This is a genomic window from Paenibacillus sp. FSL K6-2393 (genome assembly GCF_038002545.1).
In the GTDB taxonomy this organism is placed as follows: Bacteria; Bacillota; Bacilli; order Paenibacillales; family Paenibacillaceae; genus Paenibacillus.
This window is the reverse complement of the sequence record NZ_JBBOCU010000001.1, coordinates 1,848,914-1,873,249: the sequence shown is the minus strand read 5'-3', so window position 1 is coordinate 1,873,249 and position 24,336 is coordinate 1,848,914. Positions and strand designations below refer to the sequence as shown.

At 46.2% G+C, this 24,336-nt stretch carries 20 protein-coding genes and 1 pseudogene; 6 read left to right on the top strand and 15 right to left on the bottom strand.

Going from position 1 to position 24,336, the window contains the following annotated elements; translation table 11 throughout:
- Positions 1-50: 50 nt before the first annotated feature.
- Complete coding sequence (locus MHI14_RS08200; RefSeq protein ID WP_341131686.1) at positions 51-452, bottom strand: NAD(P)H-dependent oxidoreductase; 402 nt, start codon at positions 450-452, stop codon at positions 51-53.
- A gap of 30 nt (positions 453-482) precedes the next feature.
- Here MHI14_RS08200 and MHI14_RS08195 point away from each other — a divergent pair, with 30 nt between their 5' ends.
- Together MHI14_RS08195 and MHI14_RS08190 are read left to right on the top strand one after the other, a co-directional pair.
- On the top strand, positions 483-791 hold the full coding sequence (locus MHI14_RS08195) for a winged helix-turn-helix transcriptional regulator (protein ID WP_341130166.1): 309 nt from the start codon (positions 483-485) through the stop codon (positions 789-791).
- 110 nt (positions 792-901) lie between these two features.
- Positions 902-1,621: an SDR family oxidoreductase gene (locus MHI14_RS08190; RefSeq protein ID WP_249912069.1), complete on the top strand. Its 720-nt coding sequence runs from the start codon at positions 902-904 to the stop codon at positions 1,619-1,621.
- Between the two features lie 79 nt (positions 1,622-1,700).
- Here the strand turns inward: MHI14_RS08190 and MHI14_RS08185 are convergent, their stop codons facing one another.
- Entirely contained in the window at positions 1,701-2,729 is a 1,029-nt protein-coding gene (locus MHI14_RS08185; RefSeq protein ID WP_341130165.1) for a hypothetical protein, read from the bottom strand.
- 257 nt (positions 2,730-2,986) lie between these two features.
- Between MHI14_RS08185 and MHI14_RS08180 the strand changes: the two genes are divergently transcribed.
- Together MHI14_RS08180 and MHI14_RS08175 are read left to right on the top strand one after the other, a co-directional pair.
- On the top strand, positions 2,987-5,062 hold the full coding sequence (locus tag MHI14_RS08180) for a methyl-accepting chemotaxis protein (protein WP_176872539.1): 2,076 nt from the start codon (positions 2,987-2,989) through the stop codon (positions 5,060-5,062).
- Between the two features lie 94 nt (positions 5,063-5,156).
- Positions 5,157-6,329: an aminotransferase class I/II-fold pyridoxal phosphate-dependent enzyme gene (locus MHI14_RS08175; protein ID WP_341130164.1), complete on the top strand. Its 1,173-nt coding sequence runs from the start codon at positions 5,157-5,159 to the stop codon at positions 6,327-6,329.
- A 223-nt stretch (positions 6,330-6,552) separates the two neighbouring features.
- On the opposite strand, the gene MHI14_RS08170 is transcribed toward MHI14_RS08175, so the two are convergent.
- From MHI14_RS08170 to MHI14_RS08160, 3 genes are all read right to left on the bottom strand, one after another.
- Positions 6,553-8,601 carry an iron ABC transporter permease gene (locus MHI14_RS08170; RefSeq protein ID WP_091028157.1) on the bottom strand — a complete coding sequence of 683 codons (2,049 nt, stop codon included), beginning with the start codon at positions 8,599-8,601 and terminating at the stop codon, positions 6,553-6,555.
- Entirely contained in the window at positions 8,598-9,599 is a 1,002-nt protein-coding gene (locus MHI14_RS08165; RefSeq protein ID WP_133385711.1) for an ABC transporter substrate-binding protein, read from the bottom strand. The genes MHI14_RS08170 and MHI14_RS08165 overlap by 4 nt, the downstream gene beginning before the upstream one ends.
- 182 nt (positions 9,600-9,781) lie before the next feature.
- Positions 9,782-10,324, bottom strand: coding sequence for a CueP family metal-binding protein (locus tag MHI14_RS08160; RefSeq protein WP_341130163.1), 543 nt, complete (start codon positions 10,322-10,324; stop codon positions 9,782-9,784).
- Positions 10,325-10,488: 164 nt separating this feature from the next.
- Here MHI14_RS08160 and MHI14_RS08155 point away from each other — a divergent pair, with 164 nt between their 5' ends.
- Positions 10,489-11,121 (top strand): TetR/AcrR family transcriptional regulator, encoded by a 633-nt coding sequence (locus MHI14_RS08155; protein ID WP_341130162.1) that lies wholly within the window; start codon positions 10,489-10,491, stop codon positions 11,119-11,121.
- A 106-nt stretch (positions 11,122-11,227) separates the two neighbouring features.
- Here MHI14_RS08155 and MHI14_RS08150 read toward each other — a convergent pair whose 3' ends face one another.
- The 9 genes and pseudogenes from MHI14_RS08150 to hcp form a co-directional block, all read right to left on the bottom strand.
- Complete coding sequence (locus MHI14_RS08150; protein ID WP_341130161.1) at positions 11,228-11,998, bottom strand: SDR family NAD(P)-dependent oxidoreductase; 771 nt, start codon at positions 11,996-11,998, stop codon at positions 11,228-11,230.
- A gap of 182 nt (positions 11,999-12,180) precedes the next feature.
- Positions 12,181-12,417, bottom strand: coding sequence for a hypothetical protein (locus tag MHI14_RS08145; protein WP_091028144.1), 237 nt, complete (start codon positions 12,415-12,417; stop codon positions 12,181-12,183).
- A 249-nt stretch (positions 12,418-12,666) separates the two neighbouring features.
- Positions 12,667-13,380 carry a collagen-like protein gene (locus MHI14_RS08140; RefSeq protein WP_341130160.1) on the bottom strand — a complete coding sequence of 238 codons (714 nt, stop codon included), beginning with the start codon at positions 13,378-13,380 and terminating at the stop codon, positions 12,667-12,669.
- 138 nt (positions 13,381-13,518) lie between these two features.
- Positions 13,519-13,572 (bottom strand): annotated as a pseudogene (locus tag MHI14_RS31105) (hypothetical protein); the annotation flags it as partial.
- Positions 13,573-13,707: 135 nt separating this feature from the next.
- Complete coding sequence (locus MHI14_RS08135) at positions 13,708-14,733, bottom strand: NAD(P)/FAD-dependent oxidoreductase (RefSeq protein WP_091028141.1); 1,026 nt, start codon at positions 14,731-14,733, stop codon at positions 13,708-13,710.
- Positions 14,734-15,750: an ABC transporter substrate-binding protein gene (locus tag MHI14_RS08130; protein WP_249912063.1), complete on the bottom strand. Its 1,017-nt coding sequence runs from the start codon at positions 15,748-15,750 to the stop codon at positions 14,734-14,736.
- Between the two features lie 102 nt (positions 15,751-15,852).
- Entirely contained in the window at positions 15,853-17,478 is a 1,626-nt protein-coding gene (locus tag MHI14_RS08125) for a helix-turn-helix domain-containing protein (RefSeq protein WP_341130159.1), read from the bottom strand.
- A 226-nt stretch (positions 17,479-17,704) separates the two neighbouring features.
- Positions 17,705-19,114 (bottom strand): PTS transporter subunit EIIC, encoded by a 1,410-nt coding sequence (locus tag MHI14_RS08120; protein ID WP_341130158.1) that lies wholly within the window; start codon positions 19,112-19,114, stop codon positions 17,705-17,707.
- A 300-nt stretch (positions 19,115-19,414) separates the two neighbouring features.
- Positions 19,415-20,707: a hydroxylamine reductase gene (gene hcp, locus MHI14_RS08115; protein ID WP_341130157.1), complete on the bottom strand. Its 1,293-nt coding sequence runs from the start codon at positions 20,705-20,707 to the stop codon at positions 19,415-19,417.
- Between the two features lie 307 nt (positions 20,708-21,014).
- On the opposite strand from hcp, the gene MHI14_RS08110 reads away from it, so the two are divergent.
- Positions 21,015-23,666 carry a cation-translocating P-type ATPase gene (locus MHI14_RS08110; protein ID WP_341130156.1) on the top strand — a complete coding sequence of 884 codons (2,652 nt, stop codon included), beginning with the start codon at positions 21,015-21,017 and terminating at the stop codon, positions 23,664-23,666.
- A 63-nt stretch (positions 23,667-23,729) separates the two neighbouring features.
- Here MHI14_RS08110 and MHI14_RS08105 read toward each other — a convergent pair whose 3' ends face one another.
- Positions 23,730-24,113, bottom strand: coding sequence for a VOC family protein (locus MHI14_RS08105; RefSeq protein WP_133385715.1), 384 nt, complete (start codon positions 24,111-24,113; stop codon positions 23,730-23,732).
- Positions 24,114-24,336: the final 223 nt, after the last annotated feature.

The window sequence follows — 24,336 nt, the reverse complement described above, 5'->3', positions numbered from 1 at the left end:
GCCAGGTCCTTTTCAGTACATTTCTTATGAAGAGTTTCAGCTTTTAACTTTTAAGAATCCCGGGACTGTTTTATATAACGCATGTATTCTTCAGCACTTCGGTTAATCTCTTCATCTGTAGCCTGGAACGAGGCACCATAGACTGCATAATGCGGCAGCGCCTTAACCCCTACATGATTCATGCTTGCTACGAAAGGTGCAACAAGTTCCTCTACGCTGTAACCGATGGAACGATCTTTCGCATAATTCTCCTGCTTATCCCCTATGGACATTGCAAGTCCCATCCGCTTTCCCTTCAATCGATTTCCTTTCGATCCGTACGCCCATCCATGAGTGAACACGTCATCAAACCATTTTTTCAGCAGCGGTGGGTAACTGTACCAATATAACGGGAACTGCAACATCATATGATCATGCGTCTCCAGCAACTCTTGTTCTCGGCAAACATCAATCTTCCAATCGGGGTAGGCCGAATATAATTCGTGAAGAACAATATCATCTGTTTATTGATGTCCGGAGTAAAGAGAACGAGCGTATTAGAGCGCAGCATCCCTGGCATTTCGCAAAAAGTGTTAATTCAACAATTGCGCGAGTTGGAGCGAGACGGCCTTGTCACCAGACATGTCTACCAACAGATGCCTCCCAAAGTGGAATACGGACTTACAGAATATGGCGTTACCGCCAACACCATCGTGGATGTCATGTGTGCTTGGGGGAGGGACAATATTGCTCTCAGGCAACAACGGGGCGAAGATATCGTATTGTTGGAGAACAACCATCCCGAATCTTGACAAGGATGAAGCATACCTCATTCAAACTTCATGTTCCATGTATCACCTCTATAGTAAGATATAGATTAATGTAAATATTATTAATTTTTAATCGATAAGGAGGGCTTTATTTGAAAAATATAATTGTCTTTGGTGCAAGCAAAGGATTAGGCGATGCATTTGTCAGAGGTGTGCCGCAATCCGGTGATAAGGTCTGGGTGGTCTCTCGCAGCAAGCCGGAAAGTCTGTCCGTGGAGGATGGCGTCCAGCGAATATGGATTCAGGCTGATCTTTCCGAGCTTCAGGCCGCGGAGCAAGTTGCCAGCCAACTTCAAGGCGAGACGTTGGATGTGCTTATTTATAACGTGGGGATCTGGGAAAAGGAAGGATTTGAAGAGCACTACACGTTTGATAAGGATGAACCCGCAGATATCAGTCAGCTGATCCATGTGAATGTGACTTCTACGATTGTATGTATACAGGCTTTACTGCCTCAGCTCCGCCAGTCTGAAGCAGGGAAGATCATCCTGATCGGTTCAACAGCCGGTTTGAGCAATGCAGGCAGCAGCCAGGTTTCTTTTGTCGCCTCCAAATTTGCCATAAGGGGTATTACGGAAGCTCTAAGAGAGCATACGAGGAATGACCGCATCGCGGTGACATGCATCAACCCGGGAGAACTGGCGGCAGAAATTCCGTATGAAGACGGGATGGAACGTGCACTGGCCGAGTATGATGGGACCCGCATTCCCCTGCAGGATATGGTCGCCATCGTTCGATGTATCATCAGCTTGTCCAAAGCGGCCTGCGTGAAAGAGATCAACATACCCGCCTTAACGGATACGAACACCTAGATAGAAATGACATCTGCCCGCCTCAATCGGTCCGTTCACTGGAGTTCGTTCTGTATACACATGCTGGACAAAAGCCTGTTTACATTAATACATGCGACAAGTGCGCAATACCTATGGAATTCAGGCGTTCATGCTCAGGGATATTCTCATATAACAAATGGGATTTTCCGGCCTTGTCCAGGTGATCACGCATAGCTGCAATCCGTCCTTTGTTAACATCAATAAAACGAAAATCGATTTGGCGCAAATGCTCCAGCCCGGTTAATCCAGCAAAAGAATCCGCTTTGAGCGCTGTATTCATCTCTTTCAGTTCAATAGACTCCAGAGCACGGGCTGTCCATAGATGTTTGATATCCCGTAACGATTTCATATAGTCCAGTTCGAGCTGTCTGAGAGAGGTCATATGGGAAAAGTCGCATAAATGCTCCAGCTTGGGCAAGGACAGATGCAGATATTCCACCCCACGCATCTGTTCGAGTCCCTGAATACTCGTCAGTTTGCGAACAGAGCTTAGCTTCAACATTGAGATGGTCGACTGTATCAATACATCCAGTCCCCCTTTTAACTCACAGTGATCCAGGGACAGATACTGAAGCACGGGCAGTTCCGCCAACACATCAATACTTTCGACCGCGCAGTTCAGAATGAGCGTATGCAGTTGGAGGCATGCCGCAATGGAAGCAAATCCGTTGAATTTGCCACGCAGTTCAAGAAAGGTCAATCGTGTGTAGTGTTTAATAAAATCGAGCCCAGTCGCCTTTGCAGGTGAATTCAATCTTAGAAACTGCAGTTGATCCATCGCACCCAGAATCGTCAAATCCTGTGCCTGCGAAAGATCAAGCTGCAAGGCAGACACATGTTTCAACTGTGCCAGTCGCCCCAAAAATCCGGATGAATATACCCCTTTAGGGTCCATATGTGATATGTGTAGGATCAGATCCGGCCGGGCAAAGAATACTTTGGCATCGAGCTCGGCAAGGTCCTCGTATGTATCCGCGCCAACGCGAAAATGAACCGTTGCTCTGCGGCGTAACAGATGCACCGCCTGGTGCATCTTTTCGGCATTCCATGGAACCCCCTGTATTGATGCATGCCATAACTCACTCACAGATAATCCCCCTTTTCCACCCATAGTTCCAATTCATTCCATTATAAACAAGATCGCCTGGATGAACCACCACCGATCCCCGTTTTTTCATTCCTTTCCTCTTTTTTCATCCCTCCCATTTACTGTTCTTATACTCATGCCTTTCCTTCCCGTTGCTTTCAGGATTATTCGACAGAAATCTACATAAAACTATAGATCATGCCGACATATAACTAAGGCGTTTTGAGCTTTTTATTAATCATCTGGGGAGATGGAATATGTCGAACATGTTGAACAAGTGGGGGAAAATGGGAGCAAGGACATCCAGTATGGCAAATACGTTGTCCATTGTGCTGCTGGTCATTATCGTAGTTGTCTTTGCCGTGCTGGGAACATTTATGTTTGCAAGCACACGAAACATTCTGGTGAAACAGCAGGAATCCATGCTCCAGACCAAGACACAAGCCATTGTTAGTGAATTTGATGCACTATTCAAGGAGAAGGGCGCACTCGTCAAGCAAATGTCCACCAACACATTATTTCAGCAATACATAGAAACAACAGCATCTGCTGCGGATGCGGCAAGTTCAACCTACGCTGCGGAAACACAGGCGACACTCGCCGCTATCGTTAAGGCAGAGCCTTCGTTTGCCGATGCCTGGGTCGCGGGTCTGGATGGAAAAGGCTTTTGGATTCAAAATGATGGTGTCGTATCTGCACCGGACTTTGATATCCAGTCGCGTCCATACTACAAGCCGGTTACCGCCGCAGACGGACTTTATTTCTCCGATCCGTACATTGATATTGCAGCAGGCGATGTACTCATGGGTATCTTTTATCCGATCAAAGACGACAACAACAACACGATCGGCTTTGCCGCAGCGGATATTGCATTCAAGGATATTCCGGCAATTATGGAGAGTTATTCCCTTGGAAGCACGGGCTATTCCATGTTGCTGTCCAAGAGCGGGGAAATTCTGTACCATCCAGATCAAGAGAAGGTATTGAAGGAGAACATCCTGGACAGTACGGGGGACATGGGGAACATCGGCAAGAAAATGCTTGCCGGTGAAAACGGCGTACAGCTTATGAACGACAATGGGGAACGTCGTTATATCGGCTACGCTACCAGCAAGGATACGGGATGGTCGGTTGGTCTGACCATATCCGAAGAAGAAGTTCTCGCGGAATTAAAAACATTCACGTGGATTACTCTTGGCGGTTTTGCTGCAGCCACCCTTCTACTTGTGATTATCTGTTACATTACCCTTCGCCGTCTGTTACGCTCCATACCACAGCTGCTGGCTAAGATTAAACAGATTGAACAAGGTGACCTGACTGTCCAACTGGATATCAAATCTAATAATGAAATTGGACAGATCGCTACAGGCTTGAATTCCATGGTGCAGAAAATTCAGGTCATGCTGCAAATGGTCGGCAGCTCGGCGCAAATCCTGAACCAGTCGTCGAATGATCTGCAAGCCATCTCCTCACGAACGGCTGTGACCATGAATGACACATCGACAGCCATCAACGAGATTGCCAATGCAACGAATTATCAGTCCATCGAAACGGAAAATATTTTACGCAAAACAGGCTCTTTATCCAGCCAAATCGATGAAATTGCTACCGATGCGCAGGCTATGGGAACGGTCGTGCAGACATCTGCTGATCAGAGCAGCCAAGGACTGGCGGTGGTGGAACAATTATCGAAATGGTCCGAGGAAAACCATCAGTCCACCCAAGCAATGTCCTCTATTATCCAAGAGATTGACCTGAGTCGGAATGAAATATCCAGTTTTGTGGATACAGTCAAACAGATTGCCTCTCAGACGAACCTGCTCGCACTGAATGCCTCCATTGAAGCTGCACGTGCTGGCGAACATGGAAGAGGATTTGCCGTCGTTGCCGAAGAGGTCCGCAAACTTGCAGAACAGACGGCTCAGGCAACAGAGGAAATCAACAAAAAGGTAAATGTTATTGAAGAGAAAACAACCCTGTCGGTTGAACATACCATGCGCGGTATGAAGATTGCGGAGGAGAATGCCAAATCCGTCGAAGATACCAAACATGTATTCTTTAGTATTAACAAAGACCTGAAAGATCTACAGCAGCGTATGATGCAGATTACCAACAATACCTCCAATGTACACAAACACAAAGATGAGATATTCCAGGCACTGGAGATTATATCCTCTACCACAGAGGAGAACTCGGCATCGACGGAAGAAGTAAGCGCCAGCACGCAGGAACAGCTGGATAGTATCGAACAGGTAGCGGATCTGTCGAAACAGTTGAACCAGCTATCTGGCAAACTGCAAGACGAATTAAGTCAGTTTAAAGTAAAGTCATAATCCTCAAGCGTTCCACTGCTCTTCTCTTTTAGTCGCTGTCCATTTATTATTAATGAATATGTGTACGAAGAGGATTGGAGGCTGAATCATCATCATGAACTTTGCCAAACGAATGGATCATTTCAACGAAGGAATTTTCACCCGGTTGCTGGAGATCAAGCGCCGCAGACTGGAGAACGGACTGCCGGTTATTGATCTCAGTGTGGGTACGCCGAATATCCCACCTGCGCAGCATATTATAACTGCACTATGCGAGGCCGCAGCTGATCCGGCTAATTATATATATGCTGTGAATGATCAGAGTGAGTTGCTGCAAGCTGCAAGCGATTGGTACAAGCAGCGCTATCAGGTCGAGTTAGACCCGGCTACACAAGTCTGTTCCTTGCTCGGTTCACAGGAAGGGCTGGCACATATATCCCTCTCCATTGTCGATGAAGGTGATCTCGTGCTGGTCCCTGACCCCTGTTATCCCGTCTTCGCGGATGGGCCGTTACTGGCAGGTGCAGAACTGTATTATATGCCGCAAAAAGAAGAAAACGGGTATGTTATTCAGCTTCAGGATATACCGGAAGATATCGCTCATCGAGCGAAATTCATGCTGGTCTCCTATCCCAACAATCCAACAACCGCGATGGCACCGGATCAGTTCTATCTTGACCTGATTGCCTTTGCCAAGAAGTATGATATTATCGTGCTCCACGATAATGCGTACAGTGAACTCGTATTTGACGGAAAGTCATGTGGAAGCTTCCTTGCATTCCCTGGCGCCATGGACGTCGGTGTGGAGTTCAATTCCCTGTCAAAAACGTACGGACTGGCCGGAGCGCGAATCGGCTTCTGTGTGGGCAATACAACCATGGTCTCCATGCTGAAAAAGCTGAAATCCAATATGGATTACGGGATGTTCCTACCGATCCAAAAAGCAGCAATTGCAGCCATTACCGGTGATCAATCCGAGGTTGAACGGGTCAGAGCTATTTATGAACAGCGTAGAGACATCCTCTGTGAGGGCTTCAGCAATCTCGGTTGGCCGATTGCCAAACCTGAAGCAACGATGTTCGTCTGGAGCCGGATTCCGGCGCACTACGACAGCTCAGAGCAATTTGCCATGGATCTGGTCACACATGCGGGTGTCATTGCAACCCCAGGCAGTGCCTTTGGTCCTTCAGGTGAAGGGTATGTGCGCTTCGCGCTTGTTCAGGATAATGAAATATTGCAGCAAGCCGTACAATCCGTCGATGACAGCGGGATTCTGAAATCCAGCTAACGGGAGTACGATTCGAATGTGCTCAAGCAAAAATCCCCTCAAGGTCCACAGGGAGTAAGAGTTTCACGTTTGAAAACGTGATCTCTACTTCTCGTAGACGTGAAGGGGATTTTTTTCATTTTCAGAGGACTAAACATTCATTGGGTGATTTAAGATCGCAGCTGAATGGTACCACGTGATAGCAAGAAGCCTGCTCGGGGAGCAGGCTTCTTGTTTCAACGATTTATACAGACTTGCGCCAATTAGAACGATACATCAGATACAGGAAGTACGGTGTTCCGATGATCGCAATGAGTATGCCTGATGGAATCTCTGTCGGTGCCATGACGGTTCTACCGATAGTATCGGCGAGCACCAGCATGACTGCACCCGCTAATGCGGATAGGAACATGGATCGTCTTAACTTATTCCCCGTCAGTAGCCGTACCATATGTGGTGCAATCAGCCCGATAAAACCAACGGTTCCTACACAAGCAACCGCACCTGCTGCAAGTAATACACCAACTGTCATGGCCAATAATCGTGTGCGACGTACTCCGAGACCAAGCCCGGATGCACTGTTGTCGTCAAATACCAGCAGTTCGAATCTGCGTGCCAGCCACCAAGCCACCGGTACCAGAATAACTAAAAATAATCCGATAACCCTCACCTGTTCCCAGGTACGAGCATAGGTGCTTCCTGTCAGCCAGATATATCCGCTGCTACCGTATACCGCACCACGGACAATCAGAATCTGAATACCTGCTCCAGCAATGGCAGACATCGCGATCCCCAGCAACACAACCGCCGAAGGGTTCAGTCCTTTCTTCCAGGCGAGGGAGAACACAACCACTGCAGCAATGGCTGCACCGATAATTGCCGCAATTGGCAGCAAGTATATCGGAAGACCCGGCCATAAGATGATGACCATCATTGCTCCAAGCCCTGCACCTGAGGACACACCAACAATTGAAGCATCTGCCAGCGGGTTACGTACCGCCATCTGAATGAGCACACCGCTGATTGCCAGTGCAGCTCCTGCACCTGCGGCAACAAGAGTACGCGGAATCCGAAGCTGAATCAGCGCGGAGAACAGTCCATCCGATTGGAACAGACTTGGTAACCAATCGGCCAGCGGAATTCGCATACCACCAAACATCGTACTGAGCAAGATAAGCACGACCGTTATGACTGAGAATAATACAGCCATCGGGCCAAATGCAAAGCGACGCGCAGCTCCTCCTGTGCTCATTGAAGTTGACATGCCTGATCCGTTTGCAGCCTTCATGCGTGTAAGAACAAGCCAGATGAGCCACGGTGCACCAATGATCGCCATAACGGCACCCGTTGGCAGTTCCATGCTGGAGTTATGCACCATCTTGGCGAGGACATCTGCTCCAACCAGGAGCGCTGCGCCCCATATGAACACACCGGGTAAAAGTAATCGATTGGAACGTACACCACTCAATCGAACCAGATGAGGTGCAACCAATCCCACGAAACCAATCGGTCCAATTACACTGACAATCACGGCGGCCAGCAATACAGCGAGGATTAACCCTCCTGCACGAGCCAATGCAACCTTTTGTCCCAAGGAAGAGGCCGTTGATTCATCCAACTCCAGCATATCCCACTGTCTGGACAGGATTAACGCGAGAAGGGTAATACCAACCACCCAAGGCAAAGCATAAAACACACCACTCCAGTCATTCTGGACAAGTGTTCCTGAACCCCAAAGGAACAACCCTTGTGTCTCCATGGAGAAAAAAATATGTAATGCACTCGTAAATGAACCAAGGACCATCGATACAATCATACCGGACAACGCAAGTCGAACCGGGCTTGATGTTCGTCCGCCGCCCATGAAATAAGCCGCAAATGCTGCCAGCAAACCACCTAGGGCTGCGAAAAGAAAAGGCGACTGACTTAATAGACTTGGAAAAGCGATAGCTCCCAGCACCACCACAAAGTATGCTCCCGCATTAATGCCCAGCGTATCTGAAGCAGCCAGTGGATTACGAGTAATCGTTTGCAGCAAAGCGCCCGCAACAGCCAGTGCGCCACCCGCAAGAATACCGATCACTGTACGCGGCATGCGCAAGTCCCAGACCATATTGTGCTCTAATGAATCCTGTCTGCCTGTAAGAGCGTCCCAAACGACATGCAAAGGAATGGATGCTTCTCCATAACACAGACTTACAAAAAAAAGCACGATGAGAGCGGTTAGACCGCCCCCATATATGCTTATTGTGCGCCAATTCATAGCTGGCTTAGATCCTTGAACCGAACTCATTTGGTAATCGCCTCGACTACCCCATCAACCAATACTTTGGAGGAGATGGGTCCACCAAATGTCCATGTTGTGCTATCGAGTTGATATGTGCGTTTTTCCTTCACAAAGTTCAGTCCGTTCCAAACCGAGTTATCTTTCATGGCTGTGCCAAAGACGTCATCGTCTGGTTGTGTAATATAAATGAAGTTACTGTCCTTCACATCGGTTAAGGATTCAATGCCTACTGTAGAGAAGCCATAGTTTTCAACTTTGTCCGGCTGCCAGTCGTTAACCAGTCCGATTTTGTCCAAGGTACCAATCACAACCGAGTTATCGGTAAACATACGCAGGCTGACTGCATTTTGATATGTGAACGCTTGTGTCAGTGCAAAGTTGAAGTTTTCTTTCCCCGCAGCAGCCAGTTTTTCTTTGGCTTCTACATAGTGCTGATCGAGATTACTCAGAACTTCTTTTGCTTTGTCTTCTTTACCCAGAGCTGTTGCAATGTTATTAAAGATCTCTGTCATCTTGTCATAATCATAGCCGTCACCATCATACGGATCATATTCAATCGTTGGAGCAATCGCGTTAAGCTGATCGTAAACCGCCGTGTTATTATCTGCATTAGCAATGATGAGATCTGGCTTCAATGCAGCAATTGCTTCCAGATTTGGTTCACTGCGTGTTCCGATATCCGTTACACTGTCATCCAGTGCTGCTTCGGATGTTACCCACACTTTATAGTTAGCGTTATCTGCATTACCTACTGGTTGAACACCCAGGGCAACAACATCCTCCGTATATGTCCATTCAAGCGTAACGACACGCTCTGCTGGCTTGTCCAGCTTAAGCTCTCCACGTTTATGCTTCACGGTAACAGGACCTGCTGTCTCTTCAGCCGGAGCACTACCCGAGCCACTACCTTGACTTGTATCTGTTGTAGTCGTGGTTTTACCACAACCCGCCAAAACCAGCACAAAGGCCAGCATAATCAACAGTCCATTCAACCCTTTTTTCATATCTCTTTTCTCCCCTGTTAATATGTATTTATATGATAACAATTATCATTATCACTATTGGATTATGCCGTAGGAATTGATTTTTGTCAATGCAAAGTACCTTAATCCAATTCTTTTATGAAATAAAAAAGGAAAGGGAGAGCTCAAAAGCCATCCTTCCCTTCTACTGTTTGCTGTTTGCATTAACTCAACTGCATCGTAGTGATGCATGTATTATCATTTTCGTATGTAGACAATTGCGTTTCCGCAACCTTTCCATCTCGAACAATACGAATCAGATAGGTTCTGTCTCTAGGCACCCAAAAATCCATAAATCCGTTTGCACCAGACTTCATCACTTCATCTTTCATAAAAGTGTTGCCTTGAGAATCGTGAATGGTAACACTGAATTCCTTATTGCTCATTTCCCCCTGACAACCGGTCAAGCTATGAATTGCACAGGGATGGGTCTGATCCACATAGGGTGCAATGGAAAGGAAAAATTCATTTTCAGGCAAATCGTATGTAGTGGTCTTTTTATCTTGATCGGTTACGATTAACTGTTTGGCATTGATGGAGGCAGATTCGGGTGTCTCTTTTCCTGTGCTGATATCTTCCACCAATTTTCGGATGTTGGGCGCATTGGCTGCACCCGCCTCTTCCTTGCCCGTATTACTTGCAAACAGATAGGTTCCGATTACAATCACAGCTGCAATACCTGCAATGATCCATATTTGTTTTTTCATCTGGAGTCCATCTCCTCGTCCGTTTTGGTTTATTATAAGGTAGAACACAGTGATACGGACAGTTTACGACACCAAAGTCACCATATATTCACATTTTTGTATTGTAGTAAGCGTAATCTGCTGCCTGTGCACTGTATCATTGATAAGTAAGGGAGGTTGTGTATATGTTTAAGTCTCCATCTGTAGCTGACACCGATCGAAGAGTACACAAATCCAAACATGCTCTGAAGTCAGCCCTTCTGGAATGGATGTCCCGTAAGCCATTGGCCAGTATAACCATCACCGATATTGTCAAATCCGCCGATTTGAACCGCAGCACATTTTACAAGCATTATGTATACAAAGAAGACCTGTTTGATGAATTGTTAAATGACGTGATTGACGATTTAAAATTAGCCTATCGAGCACCCTATCAGCATTTCCGAGATTTCGATATTAAGGACCTTAACGCCTCAGCAATTCAAATTTTCGACCATGTGCTGGCTCATGCCTCCTTCTATACATTGCTGGTTAATTCTAACGTGCTACTGGATTTCAGGGATACACTCTATATAACACTTAAGAACTTGTATCTGGAGGATGTGACGGATCTGTCACCTGATCCACGGTTGGATAAGGAACTTCTCGCCTGTTATCAGGCTAATGCCGTTCTTGGTTTAGTTACGAGTTGGGTGAAAAGCAACTTCAAATACAGCGCCTCCTATATGGCTGAACAACTGTTGGAATTCACACGCATGAACCGTTCCCAAGAGATTTATCGGTCTAATCTCCATTCTGCAACGAGTCCATCAAGATAAAGTTATGCCATGACTCTGTAGTGGGATCTGCTCTTAAAAAGAGGTACTGTCTCCCCTGAAGCTTGAGATACAGTACCTCTTTATCATGTCGAAACATTTATTTTAATTAGTTGCTGATCCAGCCACCATCTACAGGCAACTCAACACCTGTAATGAATTTGGATTCATCAGATGCCAAAAACAGGTAGGCGTAAGCAATATCCATAGATTCACCAGCATGTGGAGGCAGTGGAGCAAGATTTTTGTAATTCTCCCCCATCTCCACCTGGGATTTGATGCCTGCTTTCTCCACCATCCCCGTAAACACAGCACCCGGATGTACGGAGTTCACACGAATATTGTCTTTGGAAAACCACTGTGCCCCGTGTTTGGTCAATGAACGTACAGATCCCTTGGAAGCACTATAAGCTGCGCCCTGGGCATCTGCTATTCCACCAATGATTGCTGCTATGGAAGAGGTATTAACGATGGAACCTTGTCCATTCTTCTGCATATAAGGAATGACTGCCTTCATGCCGAGCCATACACCTGTACCATTAATGGACATAACCTTGTCCCAATCCTCTAGCTCAGCTTCCAAAATGCCTTTGGCCATATGAATTCCGGCATTGTTGACCAGAATATCTATTTTTCCGAATTTCGATACGGTTTCTTCCACAACAGCGTTCCAGGACTCTGGACTGGATACATCCAGCTTCAACGCAATGGCTTCCCCGCCACCAGCTACGATCTGTTTAACCTGTTCCTCCAAAGCTTCGATCGCCACATCGGTAGCCACTACCTTGGCTCCTTCTCTTGCAAATAATTGAATACCTGCCAATCCCATTCCACTTGCGGCACCGGTTATAATTGCAACTTTTCCAGTTAATCTGCCCATTTCATATCATCCTTTCCTATTACGATGAATGCCTCATTATGACACCCAACCTGCTAACACCTTTAGTATACGGATGAAATGAAAGCTCTTTCAATCAGCAAATGGACAGGCTTTTGTGGGATAACCGATAGCTAAGTATGGATCTGTTTATTCCCCAGATGTTAATCAACAACATGGACAACTTATGTTGGTTTTATTTTCAATCTACGAGTACTGCCAAAATCCGGCGATGGGATCTGTCCATCTACATTCACTGAATTGGCAAGCAAGTACAGTGCCCCATAACCAAAGACATACTCTTCAAACATTCCATCCGAATAGCCATCCTCATCAATTTGGATGAAAAAATCGTATCCGTCCTTATGCAGAGCTAAAAAGTAACTATCCACTTGCTTAAGTATCTTGTCCAGCTTGAACATAAAGACGGTCGTAATCTTAGTGCCCCCATACCTTCGGTAGCTACTAGCACCGTGATTCTTTTACCCAGACTTGGGGAGCTTAGCTTCGAAAACGGAGAGAGTAGCGGCGATGCCCTTTAATGTCATCGTCCCGCCACTCTCAAGCCCCCGATAAATCAGACTATCTTTTTGAATAAATAGACTTATTGACTGGATAAAACACATAAACTTTTATTTTTATGCTGACATAGACTATATTGAGAATCCGAATTAAGGAGTCAGTTTTAGAATGGTCACAGTGGTATTTAGATTGTTATGCAACTGTGCAGGAGTTGCATTCGCATTTACCAGCTGGATCGTCGTCGGAACCGTTGTAACCGTAACAATAACTTCAGCAGATATAGGTCCACCTCCATTACCTGTGAATGGCACAGGTGTTATGGGCGTTCCATTTACCGTGAGGTTGAAATCCGCATTGCCCTGATTATGAATGCTAAAAGAGATCAAGTAACTTCCTGTTTCATTGATTGTTATCGTTGAGGACGGCGGCACAAAAGTGAATGCACCTCCAACATTAGCCAAAACCCCGGTTAAAGTTATTGGTGAGTTGCCAGGTACTGTGTCTGTGCCTGTGCCAGGGTCTGCTCGGAAAACACTTAGGAAATCGGATATTCCGGCCCCAACTGGACCGGCCGGACCTGTTGCTCCTACTGCTCCTACTGGACCTACGGGACCTACCGGACCCACTGCTCCGAGCGCGCCTGCTGGCCCGACTGGCCCTTGTATACCCGGAATCCCTTGCAGTCCTTGTGGTCCCGGTATCCCTTGAGCACCGGTCGCTCCTCTGAGACCTATCGGTCCTTGTGGTCCCGGTATCCCTTGAGCGCCAGTTGCCCCTTTTGGACCTATCGGTCCTATTGGTCCAGAATTTCCTTGAGCGCCTTGCGGTGCATTAACAACAACCTTAGGTCTAACCTTTACCACCTTAACCTTAACACGACAATGCATGCTTTGTTTAAATTTACGTCTACAAATGCGTTTTCCATGACGATTTAACAATGAACTCACCTCCGTGATATTTCTCCCCATACTATGTGTATCCATCACAAGGGGCATAGACTATTAACTATAAATTAGAAAATTATAGTGCCCAAAATGAGAAAATTGGTCTATGAATCCAGTCTATAACATGAATGTATAGACCCATTTTCAATATAAAATGCAGATAAAAAAGCCAGTCGAACACGAGATATTCTCGATGTTTGACTGGCTTTTGCTATGCTTATCCCTTTCGCACAGGTTCTTCTTATTTTACAATAGTGCTTTGTTTTTCTCATAGAACCGGGCATTGTGAGAAGATACACCCGCCATATCGGAAGCAGCAGGTTCCAGATACGTCTTGGCACTGTTGACGGCGAGCACCGCATCGTTAAAAGCACCAGCGATCAGCCTGACTTTGCTTCCATAAGTGATGAAATCACCTGCTCCGAATATACCTGGAATGTTGGTACGCATGCGCTGATCAACGGATACGCCGTAGTCTTCACGCGCTAGCCCCCATTGCACGAGGTTACCAAAATCACGATCATACCCATGGCTTACAACAACTTCATCCACTTCGACATGTGTGATCTCATCGGTTTCTAAATGGGCCAACTCGACACGATCGATTTTATCACCTTTGCCGTATAAGCGAGAGATAGTATATGGCGTCATGACGTTGGCTTGAGCCTTCATCTGAGCAACAGGCGACTCATGTCCGGTAAATTCATGACGTCTGTGTGCTACTGTAACTTCACTTGCGATCTTGCCCATTTCATTCGCCCAGTCGACTGCGGAATCACCACCACCCGAGATCAGAACACGCTTCCCGGCAAATCGGGACAGGTCGGTTATCGTGTAGTGCAGATTTGTCAGTTCATATCGATTGGCACCTTCAATAGCCAGCTTTTGCACCTGCGTCATACCTCTCCCAGCACATAACAAGATTGTGCGTGTGTAGTGACGTTTGCCTGTTTTGGAAATGAGTACAAATACACCATCCTCACGTCGTTCAAGCTCGGCTATTTCCTGCCCAAATACAATTGTTGGATCGAACGTTCTCGCCTGTCTCTCCAGCGATTCAATCAGCTTCTCACAGCGAATCGGGTCAATCCCGCCCACATCCCAGATCAGCTTCTCCGGGTACGTACGCATGAATCCACCCAGTTCCTGCTTGGCTTCGATGATCTTGGTACGCATGGCTCTCATACCACTATAAAATGAGGCATACATGCCAGCAGGCCCACCACCAATGATCGTAATATCGTAGATGTCTAATTGTGTCTCCGTTGTCATTTAAGGCACCAACTTTTCAACAACATAGTCCATCAATTTTACAGATCCAATCGGACCCACACCGGATACGAATTGGCTTGTCTTCAACGGGAAGACATGATCATTCTTCACAGCCTCCAGATTCGACCACACCTGGCTTGCTTTCAGATCTTCCATGGATTTCTTCGTGTCATAACCTACGAGGGTTCTATCTTCCAGAAAAATATAATCCGGATTCATCTCAGGCAAAAACTCCAGTGAGAACTGGCTAAACCAATCTGTAGAGTCTTTGATCGCTTCAGGGCTATTCAGACCCAGGATATCATAGAAGAAAACACTGCTGCTTCCTCCTTTGGGACCCATGAAACGGTAACGATTGTGCTCTACCCGGAGAACCAATACGGTCTTGTCTCCCAGGGCTGCCGCGATTTTCTCTTTCGCTTGTGAGGCTTTCTCATCAAATTCAGCCAGTACTTTGGCAGATTCTTCGGTCTTGTCAAATATGGCAGCCAGCTTTGGCATAGCACGTTTCATTTCACTGTTGGCATCCAGTGCCACTGTAGGAGCGATTTTGGACAATTCATCATATACGCCCTGTTCCATACCTTCGCCAGCTGCAAGGATCATATCCGGTGACAACGCAAGCAACTGCTCATAATTATATTGATATTGCTCAACTTCAATGATCTGGACTCCATGTTCTTTCAAATAATCAGGGCGGTATTCCGCTTCAACTTCTGGAGTTAACAAAACGATTTGAGGTGTAACACCCATTTCAATCAGATACTCGGCATAGATCGAATCAAACACAACCAGATTTTGAGGATGAGTTGGAATCGTTACTTCTCCAAACTGATCCTTCACCACCTTAGTCCCACTTTCAGTCGCTGTTTCTTCTGTTGTATTCGTTGCTCCTTCAGTTGGAGTACCTGCTGTTCCAGCTGTAGCGTTCTCTTCAGTAGTTCCACCGGAACATGCCGCCAGCATCATACTGATCACCAACAGCATGATGGCTAACCCTTTAAATCTTCGTGACATGATATACTTCGCCCCTTATGTACATTGATAATGATAATTATTATCAAATAGTATCAAATAAGAAGTGTTGCTTCCATAGCATATCGTGCGTATTCGGTTGGATTATTGTGCTCTCTCATGAAAAGGTTCCGTAAGATGGCGAACGATCTGATTTAGAATCAGAGTGTGACCCGTAATTCCGTGACCGTCTACCCACAGGTGAGTATCTACGTAAAATACCCGATTATTTTTCACAGCCTTCAGCTCGTTCCATTGCGGACTCTCCCATAGTTTCCTCATATTCTCTTCAGCGCTGAAGTGCTGCATGATCCGCTTCTCCACAAACACATAATCGGGATTGGCTTGTGTCAGTAGTTCAAGCGAACAAGGATTAAACCAGGCTGTACCTGAATCCAGTGCTTGCGGCAGTGTTAATCCAAGCTGTTCATATAACAAGTGTGATACCCCGTGTGAATGCCCACCCAGATATCGATAACCAAACGCTTCTACCCTCAGCAACATGACTGTGGCCGCGGATTGGATGATGGGTTGCAACTGTTGCTTAGCTACGCTGACTTCGTGTTTCATCTGCTGATGCAGTCTATAAGCTTCTTCTTCTTTAAGAAACCAGACTGCCAATTGATCGAGCATTGGTTCTACATCTTGATGAAGTCCAGTTAGAATCGGTGCAATTGTGCGCAGCTCCCTTTTGACCTCTTCCGTCAATACGTTTCCTATCAACATCTCCGGTTGAATTTGTCGAACAAGTTCTATCTCCACCTCATACTGTGTTACCTCCAGCATCTCTACTCCATACGCTGTAAATTGTTCATGATGATGTGGGGACAACAGGATCGGGGTGACCACTACGGCATGGGGGATGACACCCAGATGAATCATAATTTCTGCACAGATTGGAGAAAGTGATACGATCTTGCGCTGCGTCATCGTCTGCCTATATATCTTAGGTGATACGCCAGTCAGTTGTTTGAAGCGTCGGCTAAAATAATGAGCATCTTCAAATCCAGTCTTTTTGGCAATATCCTGTGAGGTTGCAGCTGTTAATATCAATTCTTCCTGCGCACGGTAGATCCGGTAGTGTGCCAGATAATCCAGAGGTGGCTTACCATATCGCTCGCTAAATTTGCGGGAGTAATGCCATGGACTGATTCCGGCAATCTGAGCTAACTGTGTACGTGTAATGACCTGATCATAATGCTGCTGCATGTAGTCAATGGAGAGAAGTATACCGTGTTCTGGCTTCAACTCGTTATCCGGCTGTTTCCGATATAGATTACTTAACAACTCATATAACAAATGCTGATGGCCAACCCTTTCTGCACTCTGATCCTGTGTATACACTTCACTCCAATGCTTAATGATACTTGCCAGACCTCCACCGGACAGTTGCACTTTCTGATACGCCTCTCCTGACGGTAACCGCCATTCAAACTTCTCAGCTTCCCGTCGATCATGCAGCACCGAATATGTATCGAACTGAACATGCCAGCCTGCCAGATCCAGGTTGCCACCTTCAATGACCTCCATTACAGAGTTCTCTTCAAGCGCAATTAATTCTCCATAGGAGACGTGAACTCGGTGTCCATTTATATTCCAGATCGCTTTTCCATCAATGATAAATATCAAGGTGTGACTGGGAAAGTGATGCAGCTCGCCTTTTGTTATCCATGCGTTGCTTAGTGCATTCGTTGACTTCCATTGAGCAATCCATTCCATGTTGTCAGACATAGGTTATCCTTTCAAAGGGATTAGTAATCCAGATTTATAGGTTTCACTATATCAAAATACATGACAACTCCATAACCAACAAGCTATGGCTTGAATAAAATGGTGGACAGCGATTATACATCTCATACTTACATTAATCAGAAAAACACAAAAAAAGCCCGCACCATCAGGTACAAGCTCTTTCTTACAACTTTAATGATATTTCTTCAATGCTACGTTTTACGTATTACTCAATGCTGGCCTTCGGTGACCCCTGTCCCCGTTTCTGTCCTTTTCTTGCCATCCAATACGTCAGTCCACCTGAGACACCGAAAGCAATAACCACACCAATGCATGTGTGTAACAGATTCAGGCTACCCTCTTCGATGAAGAGCGGGAGGCTGACCAAGCTCGGATTCCCCACCATAGCAAATGCCTTGACAGATAACAGTCCTAAATACAGTCCACCCGCAGCTCCACCCAGCAATGCCGCGTAAAAAGAGGATCTTTTTCTCATGTTGACCGCATACAATGCAGGCTCTACAACTCCAAGGAGGGCTGTTCCCGTTGCCCAGAAAGCAAGTCTTCTGGATGCTGGCTCTTTCGAATGCAAAGCGTTTGCAAGCGCAGCCCCTGCTTGTCCTACAATCGCCACTAACATGGCAGCAATCACCATAGAGCCACCATTCATAACCATTTCATTAATGATGATGGCAATTATCCAGTAGTGTAATCCCGTAATTAACATCAGCGAGAAGACCGCTCCCAGTAACATCACCGACAACACTGGAGCATTAGCTACTAGTGAATCCAATGCCTCCGGCAGATGTTCATCAATCCAGGTGCCGACTGGACCAAGAATCATCAATACTAGCGGAACAAGAATCAGTAACGTCAGGAATGGAGCAACCATCCCTTTGGAAAATTTTGGACTATATCGTTCAACAACTCTTTCCAAGAAGGCGGCTACACAGATCGTTAGAATGACCCAGATGGGCGTAGAGTAAAAAGCAGGCTGGGACACCAGTGGCAAACCCAGGAAATGCACCTCTTTTTCCCCTGACATCAGCATCGTCATCTCCGGATAAAACATGAGTCCGCCAATCGATGCAGCAACATAGATGTTGCTCTTCAACCGATACGCTGTGCTGATTGCTACCAATATAGGCAGTACATAAAATACACCGTCTCCAATGATCCTGAAGATCGTAAAGGTCTGGCTGTCCATCAATGCTGAAGAGTCCGCAGAACTGTACGTATCCATTAACGCAATAATGGCGACTATAATTTTAATAACAGCGGCTCCGAGAATTGCAGGCATCAAGGGCCTGAACACATCGGATACAAAATGTAAGATTGAGAATCTGTTCTTCTTCGTGTGCCCTGCTTCCTGCAACCCTGTCCCTGTCGATTCCGCAACACCCATACCCAGTAACGTATTGTAGATAAGTGAAGATTCATCTCTTATTGCCAGATGGCACTGCTCACCCGTTATCCGAATATCTGCCACAACATCTGAGAAAGCAAGAATAGACATGTTCAATTGAGTACTGTCCTTTATTACCAGCGTCGTTGTGCCCTTATCATGTTCTACAAGCTTGATGTTCTCCTTGCCACCTGCGAGTTTCAACCAATCTTCAATCTGTGTGTCATGCATTATGTACAATCTCCTCATATTACGGTAAACCCGTGTTTTGTGATGTGTTATGATCTAATATGCCTCTATCTATATACACATTTCCATGAAAAAACTTCAATAGGATAAAAAAACTAATTTCCCTGACATTGCATGTTCATTTATACAAGGTATATTGACCTATGAAGGTCGAAAAAGCAAAAAAAGCCTACTCTTATGTAGGCTCTTATCCATCTTTACTTATGAGTCATACTCTTCATACTCACAAACGACATTCTCAGCCATCAGATGGCGAAGGCACGTAAATATACATCCTTCATCCTATGACAGTGCCAACATCGCGTTCATATCTTCTTCTGCCGTTGTAATTAACTTCAGACCAAACATATCCACGAGTACATCCAAGACCCCTTCCGATATGAACTCAGGCGGTTTCGGTCCAATTCGAATGTCCTGAATGCCGAGGCTGAACAGGCCAAGCAGGATCGCAACTGCTTTTTGCTCAAACCAGGACAGCACAATGCTGACAGGTAACTCGTTTACGGTACAGCCAAAAGCATCCGCCAAAGCCATTGCAATTTTCACCGTAGAACCGGAATTGTTGCATTGACCCAGATCGATATAACGCGGTATACCCGTGTCTCCAACCGTACCATAATCCACATCGTTGAAGCGGAACTTACCACAGGATGTCGTCAGAATTACAGTATCATTCGGCAAGGATGTCGCGAGTTCACGATAGTAGTTGTCACCTTTGCCTGGCGCATCACAACCTGCAATAACGAAGAATCGGCGGATATGACCGTCTTTTACCGCCTGAATAATCTCGGGCGCAAGTCCAATCACGGTCTCATGATGGTATCCTGTCGTTAAGACTTGCTCGGACTGTACATTAGCCGCAGGCAGTGACAATGCGCGTTCAATTAGAGGTGAGAAGTCATCCTCTGTAATTTTGGCAACACCCTCCAGACCCGCCACTTCGTATGAGAAAAAGCGGTCTGCATATGTGCCTTTGATCGGCATAACACAGTTCGTTGTTGCGAGAATAGCACCCGGGAATTGTTCGAAGAGTCTTCTTTGATCGTACCAGGCTTTGCCGATATTACCCTTGAGATGGGCGTATTTCTTCAGCGCAGGATAACCGTGCGCAGGCAACATTTCCGAGTGGGTATAGATGTTGATTCCTTTCCCTTCAGTTTGACGCAGCAGCTCCTCCAATGCATACAGATTATGTCCCGTCACCACAATGCACTGTCCTTCAATCTGGTTCTGGCTAACCGTAATCGGTTGCGGTACACCAAAGCGGTCCGTGTGCGCACGATCCAACACATCCATAATGCGGATTGCTGCATTACCTACCTTCATCGCCATCTCCAGATGTTCCTGTACATTAAAATTCGAGTTCGTTAATGTCATATATAATGCCTCATGTGTAATCCGATCCACCTCAGGATCAAAATATCCCAACTGGCGTGCATGTGTCGCATAAGCAGCAATGCCTTTTAACGCAAAAATCATCGTATCCTGCAAACTTGCGATTGTTTCGTTTTTGCCGCATACCCCTACCACAGTACACCCGCCACTCGGCGTCTGTTCGCATTGATAACAAAACATATGGATTCCCCTCCAAACTTAGATTAAACGCAGTTCGTTATGGAATAGCGTAACAGACCCTGATATGAGCTAGTGTGATGGTGCACACACTTTCTGACCAACATCTAAATATAGTTCTCTAGACCATCATCCAAACTGGAAATAATAACATTCAAAAAAAGGCATATCTCGGATCATTATGAAAAATACTGTGTACAGCTAAAAACGTATAAATCCATAATTTTAAAAAATACGGAAATGAAACGATTCTAGATTTTGCCCGTAAGGGTAATACACAGAGAAATCTAATATTCAAGGAGCTGGTCAATTGCAACATTACAGACACAGTGCGGAGGAAACCCTTCAGGATGTGCAGAGTTCCTCCAAGGGACTCACAACATCCGAAGCTGCCAAGAGACTTGAAACGGAAGGATATAACGAGTTAAAAGGTAAAGATGCAACACCAGTCTGGAAATTGTTCCTCGAAAATTTCAAAGATCCGATGGTCATCGTGCTGCTGATTGCAGCCGCTGTACAGGTTGTACTTGGACACCTGATTGAATCGTTGATCATATTCCTGGTTATTTTGCTCAATGCGGTAATCAGCGTAGTTCAGACCAAAAAAGCCGAGAGCTCGCTCGACGCGCTGAAACAAATGTCTGCTCCTGAAGCCAAGGTCATTCGTGACGGGCAGAAAAAGACCATTCCAGCAAGAGAACTCGTTCCCGGTGATATTGTTATGCTGGATGCAGGTGATTATGTCCCGGCAGACGGGCGTATCCTGGAATCAGGAAGTTTGAAAATCAACGAAGGCATGCTGACCGGAGAATCGGAAGCTGCGGAGAAACACGCCGATACCATCCCGGATGAAGCTCCTATTGGAGATCGTCGCAATATGGCCTTCAGTGGCTCACTCGTCGTATATGGACGGGGCATGCTTGTCATTACAGGTACGGCTCTCAAAACCGAAATCGGTAAAATTGCCGAACTGATTGAAAATGCCGAAGCCAAAAACACGCCATTACAGCGCAAGTTGGAATCTTTCAGCAAAAAACTGGGCTTTTTCATCCTCGGCTTGTCGATTCTCATCTTTGGCATTGAAGCCGGTCGTGTATGGTTGACCGAAGGTACGGAGAATATCGGGCCATCCATCGTAAATGCACTGATGTTTGCCGTAGCTGTTGCGGTTGCTGCCATTCCTGAGGCGTTATCCTCCATTGTGACTATCGTATTGTCACTTGGAACAAATAAGATGGCCAAACAACATGCGATCATTCGCAGACTGCCTGCCGTGGAGGCGCTCGGTTCTGCCAGTATCATCTGTACAGATAAAACAGGAACACTAACTCAGAATAAGATGACTGTCGTCGATTATTACATTCCCCATGGCACCAAAGACGAATTCCCCGATGATCCCGATCAGTGGTCGGAAGAGGAACGACGTTTGTTACATATTGCGGTGCTCTGCAATGATTCGAATATTAACCAGGAAGGCAAGGAACTGGGTGATCCAACCGAAGTGGCCCTCATTGCCTTCAGCAACCGGGTGAACAAGGATTACAATGAAATCCGTGACCAGTTCCCGCGTGAAGCTGAGCTTCCTTTTGACTCGGATCGAAAGCTCATGAGTACGGTGCATACCTTCGAGGGACAGACGGCTTTGCTGACCAAAGGTGGACCGGATGTGCTGTTCAGTCGCTGTAGCCATGTGTTTATCAACGGAGAAGTTCAGCCACTCACACCCGAGATTCGCACACAGTTTGAAGAGAAAAATGAGGCATTCTCCAAACGCGCCTTCCGTGTGCTGGCCTATGCGTACAAAAAATTCGATGACAAAAACCAGGTCACCATTGATGACGAGCATGATCTGACACTGGTTGGCCTGACAGCGATGATTGACCCACCGCGTGAAGCGGTATACGGCTCTATTGAAGAGTCCAAAAAAGCGGGCATTCGCACCATCATGATCACTGGAGATCACAAAACGACGGCTCAGGCCATCGGTGTGGATATCGGCCTTGCCGAACCGGATGACCTCGCCATTACCGGAGCCGAACTGGACAAAATGTCCGATGAAGAACTGGATCAACAACTTGAACACATCTCGGTATACGCCAGAGTATCACCTGAGAATAAAATCCGGATTGTGCGTGCATGGCAGCGTAAAGGCAAAGTTGCAGCCATGACCGGAGATGGGGTTAACGACGCGCCTGCGCTGAAACAAGCCGACATCGGTGTAGCGATGGGTAGCGGAACAGATGTCGCCAAGGATGCGGCTGCCATGATTCTGACGGATGATAACTTTGTCTCCATCGTGAATGCAGTTAGTGTTGGGCGGATGGTATTTGATAACATCAAAAAAGCTATCGCATACCTGTTCGCTGGTAACCTCGGCGCGATTATCGCCATTTTGTTTGCCTTGATCGTCGGCTGGGTTAATCCATTTACGGCCCTACAGCTGCTGTTCATCAATCTGGTGAACGACTCCCTGCCTGCCATTGCTTTGGGTACAGAGAAACCCGAGCCGGATGTCATGCGACGCAAACCGCGTGATATTAACGAGGGGATCTTCGCAGGCGGAACCCTGCAAGCTGTGATTACACGTGGTGTCCTGATTGGTGCAGCTGTTATTGTGTCCCAATATATCGGGCTTGGCATCTCGGAGGAAATGAGCGTAGCTATGGCCTTCACAACCTTGATTCTGGCACGCAGTCTGCAAACTTTTGCAGCACGTTCCAATACACAAACCATCTTCCAGGTGGGCTTCATGACCAATAAATTCGTGCTTGGCTCTATTCTGGTATGTCTCTGTCTCTATGCAATCACACTGATTCCAGGTGTTCGCGGCATCTTCGCCATCCCGGATACATTCGGCTGGAATGAGTTCCTGATTGCAGGCGGACTTGCTCTTGCTGCCGTCATACTGATGGATGTCATCAAGTGGATTCGCAATCGCGGCAAACAAGTCACTGCAGCATAAGTTCTGCAGATATCGTATGCACAAACAGGCGCCCCTTATCGGAGCGCCTGTTTCTGTATCTAATTATCCCTGTTTAATGCCAAAAGCGATCCATCGTCCATCAATATCCTCGATCACAAACTCCTTGTTATTATAGTCTGTGTGATTAAGGACACGTACGATTTTCACATCGGCGTTGATCAATTCCTGTTGAAGCTCTTCCTGGTTCTTGGTAATAAAATAGGCGTCATATCCATAACCATATAATTCTCTATTGGGAATGACCTTCTGTCCATTGCTTTGGGTTAAAATAATCTCGGTAAGATCACGATACAGGCAGATATGGGATTCCGCGGCATCAAGATATTCGACCACCCGGAAGCCCATCTTTTCTTCATAAAACTGCGCCGTTCGCTTCATATCCAGAGTCGGAAATACGCTGTGGGACATTAATAATAAGTGAGTCATACTGTAGTCTCCTTCAAAATCTCTTCAAAACATGATTATGTAATCCAACCATCATCTTACCCAATTTCAGGGAAATAGTCTATAAATCCCGACCCTATGTCTCTTAAATTTCGCTTATACTGCGCAATATACAGTATGACATTATTGCCATATAATAAAATGAAGTGTAAAAAATGATATATTGCTTTTCGTCACATTTTCATCAAAGCTCAATCCGAATTCA

Bases quoted from the DNA above. Each gene is read 5' to 3' on its own strand.
- MHI14_RS08180 (WP_176872539.1), top strand. From the start codon at position 2,987: ATGTCGAACATGTTGAACAAGTGGGGGAAAATGGGAGCAAGGACATCC.
- MHI14_RS08175 (WP_341130164.1), top strand. From the start codon at position 5,157: ATGAACTTTGCCAAACGAATGGATCATTTCAACGAAGGAATTTTCACC.
- MHI14_RS08170 (WP_091028157.1), bottom strand. From the start codon at position 8,601: ATGAGTTCGGTTCAAGGATCTAAGCCAGCTATGAATTGGCGCACAATA.
- MHI14_RS08165 (WP_133385711.1), bottom strand. From the start codon at position 9,599: ATGAAAAAAGGGTTGAATGGACTGTTGATTATGCTGGCCTTTGTGCTG.
- MHI14_RS08160 (WP_341130163.1), bottom strand. From the start codon at position 10,324: ATGAAAAAACAAATATGGATCATTGCAGGTATTGCAGCTGTGATTGTA.
- MHI14_RS08155 (WP_341130162.1), top strand. From the start codon at position 10,489: ATGTTTAAGTCTCCATCTGTAGCTGACACCGATCGAAGAGTACACAAA.
- MHI14_RS08150 (WP_341130161.1), bottom strand. From the start codon at position 11,998: ATGGGCAGATTAACTGGAAAAGTTGCAATTATAACCGGTGCCGCAAGT.
- MHI14_RS08145 (WP_091028144.1), bottom strand. From the start codon at position 12,417: ATGTTCAAGCTGGACAAGATACTTAAGCAAGTGGATAGTTACTTTTTA.
- MHI14_RS08135 (WP_091028141.1), bottom strand. From the start codon at position 14,733: ATGACAACGGAGACACAATTAGACATCTACGATATTACGATCATTGGT.
- MHI14_RS08130 (WP_249912063.1), bottom strand. From the start codon at position 15,750: ATGTCACGAAGATTTAAAGGGTTAGCCATCATGCTGTTGGTGATCAGT.
- MHI14_RS08125 (WP_341130159.1), bottom strand. From the start codon at position 17,478: ATGTCTGACAACATGGAATGGATTGCTCAATGGAAGTCAACGAATGCA.
- MHI14_RS08120 (WP_341130158.1), bottom strand. From the start codon at position 19,114: ATGCATGACACACAGATTGAAGATTGGTTGAAACTCGCAGGTGGCAAG.
- hcp (WP_341130157.1), bottom strand. From the start codon at position 20,707: ATGTTTTGTTATCAATGCGAACAGACGCCGAGTGGCGGGTGTACTGTG.
- MHI14_RS08105 (WP_133385715.1), bottom strand. From the start codon at position 24,113: ATGACTCACTTATTATTAATGTCCCACAGCGTATTTCCGACTCTGGAT.